The sequence below is a fragment of the Mycobacterium kyorinense genome (genome assembly GCF_002101735.1).
Lineage (GTDB): Bacteria > Actinomycetota > Actinomycetes > Mycobacteriales > Mycobacteriaceae > Mycobacterium > Mycobacterium kyorinense.
This window is the reverse complement of record NZ_LQPE01000166.1, coordinates 1-13182: the sequence shown is the minus strand read 5'-3', so window position 1 is coordinate 13182 and position 13182 is coordinate 1. Positions and strand designations below refer to the sequence as shown.

Genomic DNA, 13182 nt, shown 5'->3' with positions numbered 1-13182 from the left:
CGGGGGGAGCTCGCAATGTCGATTGCCACGCGCACTAAACGCACCAAACGCGGCGGAACGCGCACCAAGATGCTGCTCAGCGCCGTCGAGGTGATGCGGGAACGGGGTGCGGCCGGCGTCACCATCGACGAAGTGCTCACCCGCAGCGGCGCACCGCGCGGCTCGGTGTACTACCACTTTCCCGAGGGCCGCAACCAGATCCTGACCGAGGCGCTGCGGTACGCCGGTGATGCGATCGCCGCCACCATCGATCAATCCGCCGAGCGCGGCGCGATGGTGCTGCTGCGCGAGTTCGTCGAGCTGTGGGAACGGCTGCTGACCGATAGCGACTTCGGCGCCGGCTGCCCCGTCGTAGCGGCAGCGATCGGCTCGGCCGACGAGGAACCTTCATTGACCACCGAGGCGGGGCAGATCCTGGGCCGCTGGTGCACGGCGTTGACCCGGGCATTCGTCGCCGACGGCTTTCTCGAATCGGACGCGGCATCCCTTGCGGTGACGTCGATTTCCGCGCTCGAAGGCGCCGTCGTGCTGTGCCGTTCGACGCGGAGCACCGGCCCGCTGCGCGAGGTACACAATCAGCTCGAATTCCTCATCAAGGCAAGGGAATTCGTCCGCCGTAACGGCGTGCCGAAGTAACGCGCGGGCAGACGCAGAATCGCACGATTTGCGCCCGCACAATGCGATTCTGCGTCTGCTCGCCCAGAGAGGGCTAGTCGCTGGCCGGTAGCGGTTTGGCCTCTTTGAGGCTCAGCGCGGTCTGACCGATCGCCAGCGTGCCCGCACCCGCCTTGGTCACCAGCACCTCGGCGCCGTTCTCGTCCACATAGCGCTTGCCCATCACGTTGCCGTCGGCGAACGCCGGATCCAGTTCCCCGCAACGCTCGGAGCCCAACGGCACCATCGGCGCGCCGCCGCAGCGCAAGTCGTCGAGGCTGTCGGCGCTGCGCACGACGATGACCTGGGTGTCGCACACCTGGCTGGCCAGACGGGTTCCGTTTTTGATCATGATTTCGATCCTAGAGTTCTTAGGGATTCCACGATTTCGCGGCGAAGCACCTTGCCGGTGGCGTTGGTGGGCAGCTCGTCGCGAAAGACTACTCGGTCGGGGGTACGCGAACCGCGTAAGTGTTTGCGGACATACTCGCGCAGTTCGTCGGGATCCGGTTCGACACCGGGCACGGGGACCACTACCGCAACGATCGCCTGACCCCACTGCGGATCGTCGACGCCGACGACGGCGACGTCGCGCACGTGCGGGTGCTCGATCAGCACATCCTCGAGCTCGGCCGGGGCAATGTTTTCGCCGCCGCGGATGATCGTGTCGTCGCTGCGCCCGCCGATGAACAGGTAGCCGCCCTCGTCGAGCATCGCGATGTCCTTGGTGGCAAACCACCCGTCGGCGTCGAGCACCGAACCGATCCCGGTGTAGCGGCCCGACACCTGGTCGCCGCGGACGAACAGCTCACCGGTCTCCCCCGGCCCGAGCACAGCACCGTTCTCGTCGCGGATCTGCACCTCGATCCCGGGCACCGGCTGACCGACCGATCCGAGCCGGCGGGCGATCGCGGGATCAGAGGCTGCCTGCGCCTCGCGGTGATCCTCCGGGGTGAGCACCGCGATTGTCGAACTGGTCTCGGTCAGACCGTAGGCGTTGACGAAGCCGACGTTCGGCAACAGCTCCAGCGCCCGGCGAACCAGCGGCAGACCGACCTTCGACCCGCCGTAGGCCAGGTTGCGCAGCGACGGCAGTTCATGGCGGCCGGTCTCCAGCACGGTGACGATGCGGTCGAGCATCGTCGGCACCACGGTGGCGGTGGTGACGTGCTCGGCGTTGATCAGCCGCACCCATTCCTCGGCGTCGAAGATCGGCAGATAGACCATCTTGCGGCCGGCGTACAGGTTCGACAGCGCGGCCCCGACTCCGGCGATGTGGTACGGCGGCACGCAGATCAGCGCGGCGTCCTCTGCGCCGGCCGACTCGAATTCCACTGTGCCCGTGACGTAACTGGTCAGGTTGTTGTGCGAAAGCTCGACGGCCTTGGGCTGCGACGTGGTGCCCGACGTGAACAGCACGATCGCCGTCGCATCCGGATCGGGAAACTCCGCCACGGGCTCTGCGCTGCGGGCGCAGGCCAGGAACTCCTCGGAGTCGACCGTCTTGCCGACGACCATGTCGCGGTAGCGGTCGTCGACGATCACCAGCGGTTCGGGCAACCGCCCGATCAAGGTCTGGATGCCCTCGGCCGAGAGCCGGTAGTTGATCGGCGTGAATGGCAGCCCGGCGCGTGCCGAGGCGAAGATCAGCAACGGCAGCAACGCCCCGCCGGTGCCGACGTAGGCCACATGCCGGCAGCCCGATCCGGCGATGACGCCGGCGCCGCCGTCGGCCAGATCGCTCAGCTCTTGCGAGGTCAACCGGAGCTCGCCGGAGACGACGGCGGTCCGGTCAGGGCTGCTCGAGACCGCCATCTCCAGGAGTAACGAAATGCTCAACGCTCGGACTTTCTGTGCCGTCGGGCCGTTACAAATGCCGCCAAAAGTGTCATGTCGAGTTTAGATCATGCAACTAGTTGTCGAGCACCTGGGCGATCCGGGCCTCGACATCGCCGAGACCCGACACGTCGATCCCGAACCGGTTGACCAGCGCGTCGAGCACCTGCTCGGCGGTGTCGAATCGGATGCGGTCGGTTTCACCTTTGAAATGGATCGCGAGATGACGCCCGTTCAGATTCCATCGCGCGTCGTCGGTCACCAGCGCAGCGGTGAGGCTGGTGACAAAATGCGACTCGGGATACGTTGACACATACCAACTTCCGACGACCAGATCGATCAGCGGTCGCGGCTCGGTGCTGAAGATGTACAGCGGCTGCCACTTTTCCCGGACCAGCGCCTCCAACACGTATCCGTCGCCGTGGGTGCGCAGCCGGTACGGCTCGTGCCGGGTCTGCTGAACCGGACCGGGTATCAAGCGAATCGGCGAGGAAAGGGTCTGCCCGCCGAAACCGACGTCGGCCAGGAACACGTCGTCGACCCCGGGGATCCGCACCGCCAGCGCCTGGTGGGTCAGCGCCGGCGGCGGTCCGGCCAACCCCTGCGGGCTCATCCACACCACCCGTCCCGCCAGCGCGTCGACCCCAAATCCCAACTGCTCCAACACATATCGCAACAGATTGTTGTGCTCGTAGCAGTAGCCGCCGCGGCGTCGGCGCACCAGCTTGTCCGCCAGACCCTCCGGGCTGAGATCGGTCACCGGCACGCCGAGCAGCGGGTCGAGGTTCTCGAACGGAATGCGGCGTCCGTGCGCGGCCACCAGCCCGGCCAACGTCTGCAACGTCGACTCGGTCGGCCCCGAGTAGTCGATCCGGGCGAAATACGCCGGGAGGTTCAGGTCCCGGTCCACTTCGGAGGCCGCTTCTCGGCGAAGGCGATGGCGCCTTCTTTGGCGTCGTTGGAGGCGAACACCGGCATCAGGATCTTGGTCTGCTCGGCGAACATGTTCTCCGGGCTCCAGCCGCGGGACTCGACGATGATCCGCTTGGTGGCAGCGACCGCCAGCGGCCCGTTGGCGGTGATCTTCTCGGCCAGCTTGATCGCCTCGTCCAACGCCTGGCCCGGCTCGGCCAGCACGTTCACCAGGCCCAGCGCATGCGCCCGCTCGGCGGGCAGATTGTCGCCGGTCAGCGCCAGCTCCATCGCGACCGCGTAGGGGATGCGCTGCGGCAGCCGCAGCAGCCCCCCGCCCCCGGCGACCAGACCGCGCTTGACTTCGGGGATGCCAAACGCTGCGTCCCTGGACGCCACGATCAAGTCGGTGGCCAGCGCCAGCTCGGTGCCGCCGGCCAACGCGTAACCCTCGACGGCGGCGATCAGCGGCTTGGTCGGCGGGCGTTCGGTGAAGCCCAGCCCGCGGCCCTCGACGACGACGTTCTCGCCGCGCGCGAACGCCTTGAGGTCCATGCCCGCGCAGAAGGAGCCGCCGGCACCTGTCAGGATCGCCACCGACAGGCCCGCGTCGCCGTCCAGCCGGTCCATGGCGTCGGCCAGGCCCTTGCTGACCGCGGCGTTGACGGCGTTCTTGGCCTGCGGCCGGTTGATCGTGATGATCAGGATTCGGTCCCGCTGTTCGACGAGAACTGGGGCTTCTTCTTGTTCGGTGCTCACGACGGTGTGACGCTCCTTCGGATAGGGACAGGTGTCGAACGATGGTATCGGTCGGCCCGAACCGGCGCCCCGCGCGCTCGACTACCATCACAGCAAAATCGGCGCGGAATCATAGCGGCGATCGCAAGCGCGGCGAAGCCGAGCGCAGCGGGTCGCCGGCCACCAGATCAAGGGGGATAGTTGACAGCCATCGACACCGAACCAACCGAAATTTCCAAGTGGGATCCCGGCCTCACCGAACGGGTGATGGGGTGGATCCGCCCGCTCATCAAGGGCTACCACCGCGCAGAGGTGCGCGGCCTGGAGTCGTTCCCGCCGGGCGGCGCGCTGGTGGTGTCCAACCACTCCGGCGGGCTGTTCCCGATGGACGTTCCGGTCTTCGCCACCGGCTTCTACGAGAAGTTCGGCTACGACCGTCCGGTCTACACGCTCAGCCACGACGTGTTGTTCACCGGCCCGATCGCCGACTTCTTCGTGCGAACCGGGTTCATCCGGGCCAACCACGAAAACGCCGACGAGGCACTGCGTTCCGGCGGCGTGGTGGTGGTGTTCCCGGGCGGCGACTACGACGTGTACCGGCCGACGCTGTCGGAGAACACCATCGACTTCGACGGGCGCACCGGCTATGTCCGGGCGGCGTTGAACGCCGGGGTGCCGATCGTGCCGGCGGTCGCCATCGGCGGGCAGGAAAGCCAGCTGTATCTGTCGCGCGGCACCTGGCTTGCCCACGCGCTGCGGCTGGACAAGCTGATGCGGGTGAAGATCCTGCCGATCTCGGTGGGTTTCCCATTCGGGCTGTCCGCGGTGCTGCCGGTCAACGTGCCGCTGCCCACCAAGATCGTCATGCAGGTGCTCGAGCCGATCGACGTGACTGAGCAGTTCGGCGAGGACCCCGACATCGACGAGGTCGACGCCCACGTCCGCCACGTCATGCAGAAGGCGCTGGACAAGTTGGCCAGCGAGCGCCGCCTGCCGATTCTCGGCTAGGTCCGATGGGTCTGCTCGCCACCATGGTCCGGGCCGGGATCATCGCACCGCTGCGGCCCGACAAATACCTGCGCATCGCTGCCGTTGCGCGTCGCGAAGGTCTTTCCGTCACAAGCGGATTCGCGATGTCGGCGCAACGCTGCCCGGACCGGCCGGCACTGATCGACGAGCTGGGGTCGCTGACGTACCGCGAGCTCGACCGGCGCTGCGACGCGCTGGCCGCGGCCCTGCAGGGGTTGCCCGGCGGCACGCCGGCGGTGGTCGGGATCATGTGCCGCAACCATCGCGGTTTCGTCGAAGCATTGGTGGCCGCCAACCGAATTGGCGCCGACGTGTTACTGCTCAACACCTCGTTCGCCGGGTCGGCGCTGGCCGAGGTCGTCAACCGCGAGGGCGCCGACGCGGTGATCTACGACGAGGAGTTCACCGACTCGGTCGACCGCGCGCTGGCCGACCGCCCGGGCACCACGCGCATCGTCGCGTGGACCGAACAGCCGCACGACCTCACGGTCGAAGGACTCGTCGCTGCGCATGCCGGTCAGCGTCCTGCGCGCACGGGCCGCAAGGGCAGACTGATCCTGCTGACGTCGGGAACCACCGGAAGTCCCAAGGGCGCCAAGCATTCCGGCGGCGGTGCCAACGAGCTCAAGGCGATCCTGGACCGGGTGCCGTGGCACACCGAGGAGACGACGGTGGTGGTGGCGCCGATGTTTCACGCCTGGGGTTTTTCCCAGCTGGTGTTCGCCGCGTCGCTGGGCTGCACGGTGGTGACCCGGCGCAAGTTCGACCCGGAAGCCACCCTCGACCTCGTCGACCGCTACCAGGCCACCGGACTGTGCGTGGTGCCGGTGATGTTCGACCGGATCATGGACCTGCCCGACGAGGTACGCCGCCGCTATAGTTGCCGCTCACTGCGATTCGCCACCGCGTCGGGCTCGCGGATGCGGCCCGATGTGGTGACCCGGTTCATGGACGAATTCGGCGACGTGATCTACAACAACTACAACGCCACCGAGGCGGGCATGATCGCGACGGCGACGCCCGAGGACCTGCGGGCCGCGCCCGACACGGCCGGCAAGCCCGCCGTCGGCACCGAGATCCGCATCCTCGACAGCGAGTTCCGCGAGGTGCCGGTGGGTGAGGTCGGCCAGATTTTCGTGCGTAACTCCAACCGGTTCGACGGCTATACGTCCGGCAATACCAAGGATTTTCACGACGGCTTCATGGCGTCCGGTGACGTCGGCCGGGTCGACGAGGCCGGGCGGCTGTACGTGGTCGGACGCGACGACGAGATGATCGTGTCCGGCGGCGAGAACGTCTACCCGATCGAGGTGGAAAAGACTTTGGTGGGACACCCCGACGTCGCCGAGGCGGCGGTGCTCGGGGTCGACGACGAACAGTACGGCCAGCGGCTGGCGGCGTTCGTGGTTCTAGTGAAGGGGTCGACGATCACCGTCGACGCGTTGAAGCAGCACGTGCGCGACAACCTGGCCAACTACAAGGTGCCCCGCGAGATCGTCGTGCTGCCCGAGCTGCCCCGCAGCAGCACCGGCAAGGTGGTGCGCGGCGAGCTGCTGGCACGCCTCAATTGATCGCCGAGTGTGGGCTAAGCCTGCGCCATCGCGCTCTCGACCACCGTCAGCTTTTCGGAAAGCCCTGCGGCGCGGCGTAATTCGACGAAGTCGTCGAGGATGGCGTCGGTCACCTCGTGCGGGTCGTCGACGGTGATGCCGTCGGAGAGCACCGACACGTTGAGCTGGTCGACATAGCTCCACACCGTGATGTTCAGCCCGCTGCCCGCGGTCAACGGCCCCACCGAATAGATCTCGGTGACCAGCGCGCCGCCGACCCTGCCGTGCTCACGCGGCCCGGGAACGTTGGAGATCGGCAGGTTGAGCACCTTGTTCTGGCCGTCGCGGCTGGCCAGCCACCGAAACAGCGCCTCCGCCGGCGCCGGCGGGAAGTAGGCCGACCACCGGCTCACCAGCTCCGGTCCGAGCAGCTGGTGACTCTCCTTGGCGTCGACGGCGTTGTCGTGGGCCAGTTGCACCCGTTCCAGCGGGTCCTCGATGTCGCACGGCAACGCGACCAGCATCCCGGTGAAGTAATTCCCCGAGATCCGCTCGGGTGAGAAGTCGAAACTCACCGGCACCGAGGCGAGCAGCGGCTCAGCCTTGCCGTCGTAGCGCAGCAGCAGTTTGCGCAACGCTCCCGCCGACAAGGCCAGCACCATGTCGTTGATCGTGACGCCGAGCGCCTTGCCGGTCTCCTTGATGTCGGCCAAAGCCAAAGTGGCCGTGGCGAATTTGCGTTCGGGCGTGATCATGTGGTTCATGAACGTCGGCGGCGGGGTGAACGGCCGGGTCAACTGCGGCGAGAGCTTGCGGTTGCTGCGACGCACCCGGCCCAGACCCTCCGCGGTGTAGCGCACGGTGCGCGGAATTCGTCCGAGCTGGCGCAGGTGATCGCCGAACGCCGAGCGCACCAGCTCGGCCTTGGAGGGGGCCGGGTCAGGCGCATACCGGTTGCGGCCTGTCGCCGGTTCGGGCGCCAGGTCCATACCGCGGGCCAGCAGGTTGGCTGCCGCAACGCCGTCGGCCAGCGCATGGTGGATCTTGCCCACCACCGCAATCCGGTTGTTGGCCAGGCCCTCGACGAAATACATCTCCCACAGCGGGCGGCTGCGATCCAGCGGCGTGCTGGCGATCTGCCCGATCGCCTCGTCGAGCTCGCGGCGCCCGCCCGGCGCGGGCAGCCGCCACGGCCGGATGTGGTAGGTGAGGTCGACGTCGCAGTTCTCCCGCCACATCGGGTGATGGAACTTCATCGGGATGTCGACCAGCTGGTAGCAAAACGGGTCCAGTTTGTACAGCCGGCTGTGGATGACGCGGCGAAACGCGTCGATATCGAAATCACGGCGGTCGGGATCCAACTCGATCACCGCGATCTTGAGAGTGTGCATATGCACGTTGGGAGTCTCGCTGTACAGCAGTACCGCGTCCCAGCCACTAAGCCTTTTCACCCGCCACCTCCCGTTTGGGAGGGACCTTACAGTCGGGCGGCGATCAAATAACCTCTTTGGCCATCAATGCGTGGTTGCGGTGAACCTGGTTGAGGAACAACCCGACTGCGGTGGCCATCGCGCCGGTGCGGGCCCCGTCGATCAGGTCGAAACCATGGCCGGCGCCAGGCAGTTCCATGTAGCCGACCGGCGAATGCGACACCGAGCGCAGCCGCTCGACGAAGCTGCGCGCCTGCTCGACGGGGATCACCGTGTCGTTGCTGCCGTGAATCACCAGGAACGGCGGTGCGTCCGGGTGCACCCGCGCGATCGGCGAGGCGTTCCGGAATACCTCGGGATGCCGGTCGATGCTGCGCTTGACCACCACTCGTTCCAGAAAGTCGACGAAGCGGACCCGCTCGGCGGTGGAGCGGTCCTCCCAGTCGTAGCGGCCGTAGATCCCGACGACGGCGTCCACGGACGTGTCCGAACCCTCGGGCAGTTCGGCCTGCAGCTCGCGGTCGTCGACGGTGAGCCCGGCCAGCGCGGCCAAATGCCCGCCGGCCGAAGAGCCCGCCACCGCAACGAAATTGCGGTCGCCGCCGAACTTGTCGACATTGGCGCGGGCCCACGCGATCGCGGTCTTGACGTCGGTGATGTGGCTCGGCCAGCGGTGGTGCGGCGCGACCCGGTAGTCGATAGACAGGCATACCCAGCCCAGCTCGGCCAGTTTCGACATCAGCGCATAGCCCTGCAGGGCGCGGCTGCCGTGCACCCAGGCACCGCCGGGCACGAACACCAGCACCGGCGCCGGGCGGGTGGGCAGGTTCTTCCGGCGCCACACGTCGAGCAGTTGGGCGGGGTGATCGCCGTAGCGGACCGCGGCGCGATGCAGGTAGCGGCGGTGCTTGAGCGCCCGCCACACCGGCGGCGTGCGCTCGGGTGCGGGCCATTCGATGTCGAGGTCTTTGGCAGAGACGATGCCGCGCAGCGCTGCTTGCGAAACGGTGTGGGTCTGGTCGCGTTCGCGCTTGCGGACCTCGCCGATGCCCGGGGTCAGCCAGGACTTGGCCGTAGCGGACAGAAACTCGGGCAGCACCCGGGCGCCCCAGACCCCCATTGCCGTCGCGCCACCCAGCGGCTCCAGATGCCTGCCGACCACCGGCAGCGAAGCGGACGCGACGCTCAAGGCCAGCATGTAGTCCGCCGGGCGGGCTCGCAGCAACCACCGGATTCTTGCGGCCGTGGTCGGTCCGGGATAGCGGGTCGCGGGGCGCACCATGGCCGGAGCGTACCCCGTCGGGTCGGGCGCAAACGGCGATCGGGGGTCGGACTCACCGATGATCCGTCTGCTGAGCCGCGTCATACTTGACCGATGTCGAACACCGATGTTCACCCCGACCTGCGCCGAATCGCGCGCCTGGCTCCGCGAACCCTGGTCAGCCCGCGGACGTTACGAGTGATGCGGGCCGCGACGCGGCTGCAGGGCCTGCGCAGTCCGGGGGACGACGTCGAAGTGCTCACATTGGACTCCGGCGCCGGTGTCCGACTGTTCCGGCCTACGGCGACAGCCGAATCCACGCCCGCGCTGCTGTGGATCCACGGCGGCGGCTACGTCCTGGGCAGGGCAAGCCAGGACGACAAGCTGTGCCGCCGCTTCAGCCGCGAGCTGGGCGCCACCGTGGCGTCGGTCGATTACCGGCTGGCGCCCGAACACCCCTACCCCGCGCCGCTCGAGGACTGCTATTCGGCGTTGACGTGGCTGGCCCGGCTGCCCGCGGTGGATCCGGCGCGGATTGCCATCGGCGGTGCCAGCGCGGGCGGCGGCCTGGCGGCCGCCCTGGCGCTGCTCGCCCGCGACCGCGGCGAAATCACGCCGGCCCTCCAGCTGCTGGCCTACCCGATGCTCGACGACCGAAGTGCAGACAATCCGAGCCTCCCGTCGTACCGGTTGTGGAGCCCCAGCAGTAACCGCTTCGGCTGGGCGGCGTATCTCGGCGACGCCGACCCGCAGGTCGCCGTGCCCGCGCGCCGCGACGACCTGAGCGGACTGCCCCCGGCGTGGATCGGGGTCGGCACCCACGACCTGTTCCACGACGAGGACCTGGCCTACGCCGAGCGGCTGACCAAGGCCGGGGTGCCGTGCCACGTCGAGGTGGTCGCCGGCGCCTTTCACGGGTTCGACCTGTTAGTGCCCAAAGCCAAAGTGTCCCAGGCGTTTTTCGCCAGTCAATGCGCCAGCCTGCGGACAGCGCTGACAGCGAAGGGCTGACAGCGTGCCGTTTTCTGTCACCGACGAGCAGCGGGCACTGCGCAGCACGGTTGCCGACTTGATGGCGAAACGCTCGCCGGAGTCCGCGGTGCGGGCGATGATGGCCACCGACACCGGTTTCGACCCGGAGGTGTGGCGGGAGTTGGCGGCCACCGGCCTGGTGGGGCTGCTGATCCCCGAGCAGCACGGCGGCGGCGGTGCAGGCCCGATCGAGCTGGGCATCGTGGCCGAGGAGACGGGCGCCGCGCTGATGGTCGGCCCGTATCTGTCGACGGCGGTGCTGGTGCCCAGCCTGCTGGCCGAAGTTTGCGACACGGCAGAATCCGCGGCGGTGTTGCCGCGGATCGCGTCCGGTGAGCTGATCGCCACGGTGGCCTTCGCCGAGGACGGCTCGGCCCGGGTGCCGTGGACCATCGCGACGTCGGCTCGGGCCGCCGGTGACGACTGGCATGTGACCGGGAGCAAGCAGTTCGTGCTCGACGGCGGATTGGCCCAGTTGGTGTACGTGCTGGCCGCGGCCGATGCCGGGCCGGCGGTGTTCGCCGTCGAGACCGCTGCGCCGGGCGTGGAGGTGACGCCGTTGACCACGGTCGACCTGACCCGCAAACAGTGCCGGCTCCAATTCTCCGACACGCCAGCGCGTTTGGTCGGCCGGTTGGGTTCCGGCGTCGAGGTGTTCGGCGCGGCGCTGGATTCCGCCGCGGTGGCGTTGGTCGGCGAACAGGCCGGCGGTGCACGGCGGGTCGTGGATATGGCTGCGGAGTACGCCAAGACCCGCTATCAGTTCGGCCGGGCGATCGGCAGCTTCCAGGCCGTCAAGCACATGTGCGCCGACATGCTGCTGGAAGCCGAGTCGGCCGTATCGGCCGCCCGGTTCGCCGCCGAGTCGTTTGCCCGGAAGTCGCCGTCGCGGTTCGCGGATCTCGCTCTGGCACAGGGCTATTGCTCCGACGCATTTGTGTTTGTCGCGGCGACAAACATCCAGGTGCACGGCGGCATCGGGTTCACCTGGGAGCATCCGGCGCATCTGTATCTGCGGCGGGCTCGCACCGATGCCCAGCTGCTGGGCAGCCCATCCTGGCACCGCGAACGCTACCTGCAGCAGATCGGAGCCTGACGTGACTGACGACGAAGTGCGCCGCGAAGTCCGAGAATGGCTGGCCGCCAATTGGTCTTCCGGCATCGATCGCGCCGGGTGGGCGCGCACTGTCGTCGACGCCGGCTGGGCCGTTCCCAGCTGGGAGCCCGAGTGGTACGGACGGGGTCTCAGCGATACCCAATCCCGCATTGTCGCCGAGGAGTTCGCGGCAGTCGGGGCGCCGGGCGCCGGGCACGACCGGGCCAATCTGTTCGCCTGCACGCTGCACGACTGCGGTACCGATGAGCAGAAGCGACGACTGATCCCGCCGTCGATCCGCGGCGAGAGCAAGTGGTGCCTGCTCTACAGCGAGCCGGGTGCCGGGTCCGACCTGGCGGGCCTGCGTACCCGCGCCGACCGCGACGGCGACGACTGGGTGATCAATGGCCAAAAGGTGTGGACGTCGTTCGCCAAGACCGCCGATTACGGCATGCTCGTGGCACGCACCGACTGGGATGTGCCCAAGCACAAGGGAATCAGCTTCTTCATGTTGCCGATGCGCCAGCCCCGGGTGGAGATCCGCCCGATCCACCAGATCACCGGCGAATCGGAATTCAACGAGGTGTTCATCGAGAACGCCCGGGTGCCCGCCGCCAACATGGTTGGCGAGCCGGGGGCAGGTTGGTCGGTGCTGCAGGTGGCGCTCGGCTACGAGCGCCGGTTCATGGGCGATCTGGCCCGCACGTCCAAGGACACCAAGCGACCCAAGGCCGAAAAGGGCGGCGGCTTGGTGCAATTGGCGCGCGATTTCGGCCGGCTCGACGACGCCGATGTCCGTCAGCAGATCGCCCGGATCGACGCGCTGGTTACCGTGAACCGGTGGAACAGAGAGCGTTCGAAGGCCGCCGATCGCGGCGAGGCGGCGACGCTGATGGCGTTGGGCAAGCTCGCGATGTCTCGGATTCTGCACGAGACCGCCCGGGTGGAGACCGAGATCGTCGGCGCCGAGGCCATGCTGGCCGGACCGGACAACCCGGTCGGTGACGCGGTGACGTTTCGGACCCTCAACGCGTATTTCACCTCGATCGGCGGCGGTACCGACCAGATCCAGCGCAACATCATCGGCGAACGCGTGCTGGGCCTACCCAAAGAGCCGGAGCCATACCGCAATACCCCGTTCCGCGACCTGCCACACTGACCCCCTTCCTGCGCGAGCGGGCGTGTCCCCGGCCGACACGCCGGGGACACGCCCGGGTTTGCGCTCAGTGTCAGGGTGATGGTGCTGCGTTGCGGTGTGTCAGCGTGACAGGGCCGCTTCGTGGTGGTTGGTTCCGGATCACCCGGTGTCTGACTCAGGGTTTTGCGTGCCGCCTTCGGGTTGGCGTTGAGCGTGTTTTGTCGGCACCGGGTGTGAAGGACCGGCCGGCGTGACCTGATAGGAGCGTGGCCTCGCCCCCACTGAGCTTTGTCCGCCGACCGGCCCAACCGTCCACCTCTGAGTAAAGGAGGCAACCACCATGGTTGTTGTTGGGGCCGATGTGCACAAGCGGACACACACTTTCGTCGCCGTCGATGAAGTCGGCCGCGCACTGGGTCATAAGGTCGTTAAGGCCACCAGCGCCGGGCATGTACAGGCGATCGTGTGGGCACGCGAGCAGTTCGGTAATGATTTGGTGTGGGGCA

At 67.7% G+C, this 13182-nt stretch carries 12 protein-coding genes and 1 pseudogene; 7 read left to right on the top strand and 6 right to left on the bottom strand.

Going from position 1 to position 13182, the window contains the following annotated elements; translation table 11 throughout:
* Positions 1 to 15: 15 nt before the first annotated feature.
* Positions 16 to 636 carry a TetR/AcrR family transcriptional regulator gene (locus AWC14_RS24875; protein WP_045373091.1) on the top strand — a complete coding sequence of 207 codons (621 nt, stop codon included), beginning with the start codon at positions 16 to 18 and terminating at the stop codon, positions 634 to 636.
* Between the two features lie 73 nt (positions 637 to 709).
* Here AWC14_RS24875 and AWC14_RS24870 read toward each other — a convergent pair whose 3' ends face one another.
* From AWC14_RS24870 to AWC14_RS24855, 4 genes are all read right to left on the bottom strand, one after another.
* The gene (locus AWC14_RS24870) at positions 710 to 1006 is read right to left on the bottom strand and encodes a hypothetical protein (RefSeq protein ID WP_045373087.1); all 297 of its coding nucleotides are present in this window, start codon (positions 1004 to 1006) and stop codon (positions 710 to 712) included.
* Positions 1003 to 2493 (bottom strand): class I adenylate-forming enzyme family protein, encoded by a 1491-nt coding sequence (locus tag AWC14_RS24865; RefSeq protein WP_045373084.1) that lies wholly within the window; start codon positions 2491 to 2493, stop codon positions 1003 to 1005. Before AWC14_RS24865 ends, AWC14_RS24870 begins: the two co-directional genes overlap by 4 nt.
* Positions 2494 to 2566: 73 nt before the next feature.
* Positions 2567 to 3400, bottom strand: a complete 834-nt coding sequence (locus tag AWC14_RS24860; RefSeq protein WP_045373082.1) for an arylamine N-acetyltransferase family protein — start codon at positions 3398 to 3400, stop codon at positions 2567 to 2569.
* On the bottom strand, positions 3385 to 4161 hold the full coding sequence (locus AWC14_RS24855) for a crotonase/enoyl-CoA hydratase family protein (RefSeq protein ID WP_045373079.1): 777 nt from the start codon (positions 4159 to 4161) through the stop codon (positions 3385 to 3387). The genes AWC14_RS24860 and AWC14_RS24855 overlap by 16 nt, the downstream gene beginning before the upstream one ends.
* A 180-nt stretch (positions 4162 to 4341) precedes the next feature.
* Here AWC14_RS24855 and AWC14_RS24850 point away from each other — a divergent pair, with 180 nt between their 5' ends.
* Both AWC14_RS24850 and fadD12 read left to right on the top strand, forming a co-directional pair.
* Positions 4342 to 5148 carry a 1-acyl-sn-glycerol-3-phosphate acyltransferase gene (locus tag AWC14_RS24850; protein WP_045373077.1) on the top strand — a complete coding sequence of 269 codons (807 nt, stop codon included), beginning with the start codon at positions 4342 to 4344 and terminating at the stop codon, positions 5146 to 5148.
* A gap of 5 nt (positions 5149 to 5153) precedes the next feature.
* On the top strand, positions 5154 to 6740 hold the full coding sequence (gene fadD12 / locus AWC14_RS24845) for an acyl-CoA ligase FadD12 (RefSeq protein ID WP_085241490.1): 1587 nt from the start codon (positions 5154 to 5156) through the stop codon (positions 6738 to 6740).
* Positions 6741 to 6754: 14 nt separating this feature from the next.
* Here fadD12 and AWC14_RS24840 read toward each other — a convergent pair whose 3' ends face one another.
* Together AWC14_RS24840 and AWC14_RS24835 are read right to left on the bottom strand one after the other, a co-directional pair.
* A complete protein-coding gene (locus AWC14_RS24840) occupies positions 6755 to 8170 on the bottom strand; it encodes a WS/DGAT/MGAT family O-acyltransferase (protein ID WP_045373072.1) in 1416 nt (471 codons plus the stop codon).
* Between the two features lie 43 nt (positions 8171 to 8213).
* On the bottom strand, positions 8214 to 9431 hold the full coding sequence (locus AWC14_RS24835) for an alpha/beta hydrolase (RefSeq protein WP_045373160.1): 1218 nt from the start codon (positions 9429 to 9431) through the stop codon (positions 8214 to 8216).
* 93 nt (positions 9432 to 9524) lie between these two features.
* Here AWC14_RS24835 and AWC14_RS24830 point away from each other — a divergent pair, with 93 nt between their 5' ends.
* The 4 genes and pseudogenes from AWC14_RS24830 to AWC14_RS28425 form a co-directional block, all read left to right on the top strand.
* Positions 9525 to 10421 carry an alpha/beta hydrolase gene (locus AWC14_RS24830; protein ID WP_045373070.1) on the top strand — a complete coding sequence of 299 codons (897 nt, stop codon included), beginning with the start codon at positions 9525 to 9527 and terminating at the stop codon, positions 10419 to 10421.
* A 4-nt stretch (positions 10422 to 10425) separates the two neighbouring features.
* The gene (locus tag AWC14_RS24825; protein ID WP_235215770.1) at positions 10426 to 11538 is read left to right on the top strand and encodes an acyl-CoA dehydrogenase family protein; all 1113 of its coding nucleotides are present in this window, start codon (positions 10426 to 10428) and stop codon (positions 11536 to 11538) included.
* 1 nt (position 11539) lies between these two features.
* Positions 11540 to 12697, top strand: a complete 1158-nt coding sequence (locus AWC14_RS24820) for an acyl-CoA dehydrogenase family protein (RefSeq protein WP_045373067.1) — start codon at positions 11540 to 11542, stop codon at positions 12695 to 12697.
* A gap of 319 nt (positions 12698 to 13016) precedes the next feature.
* Positions 13017 to 13182 (top strand): annotated as a pseudogene (locus AWC14_RS28425) (IS110 family transposase); the annotation flags it as partial.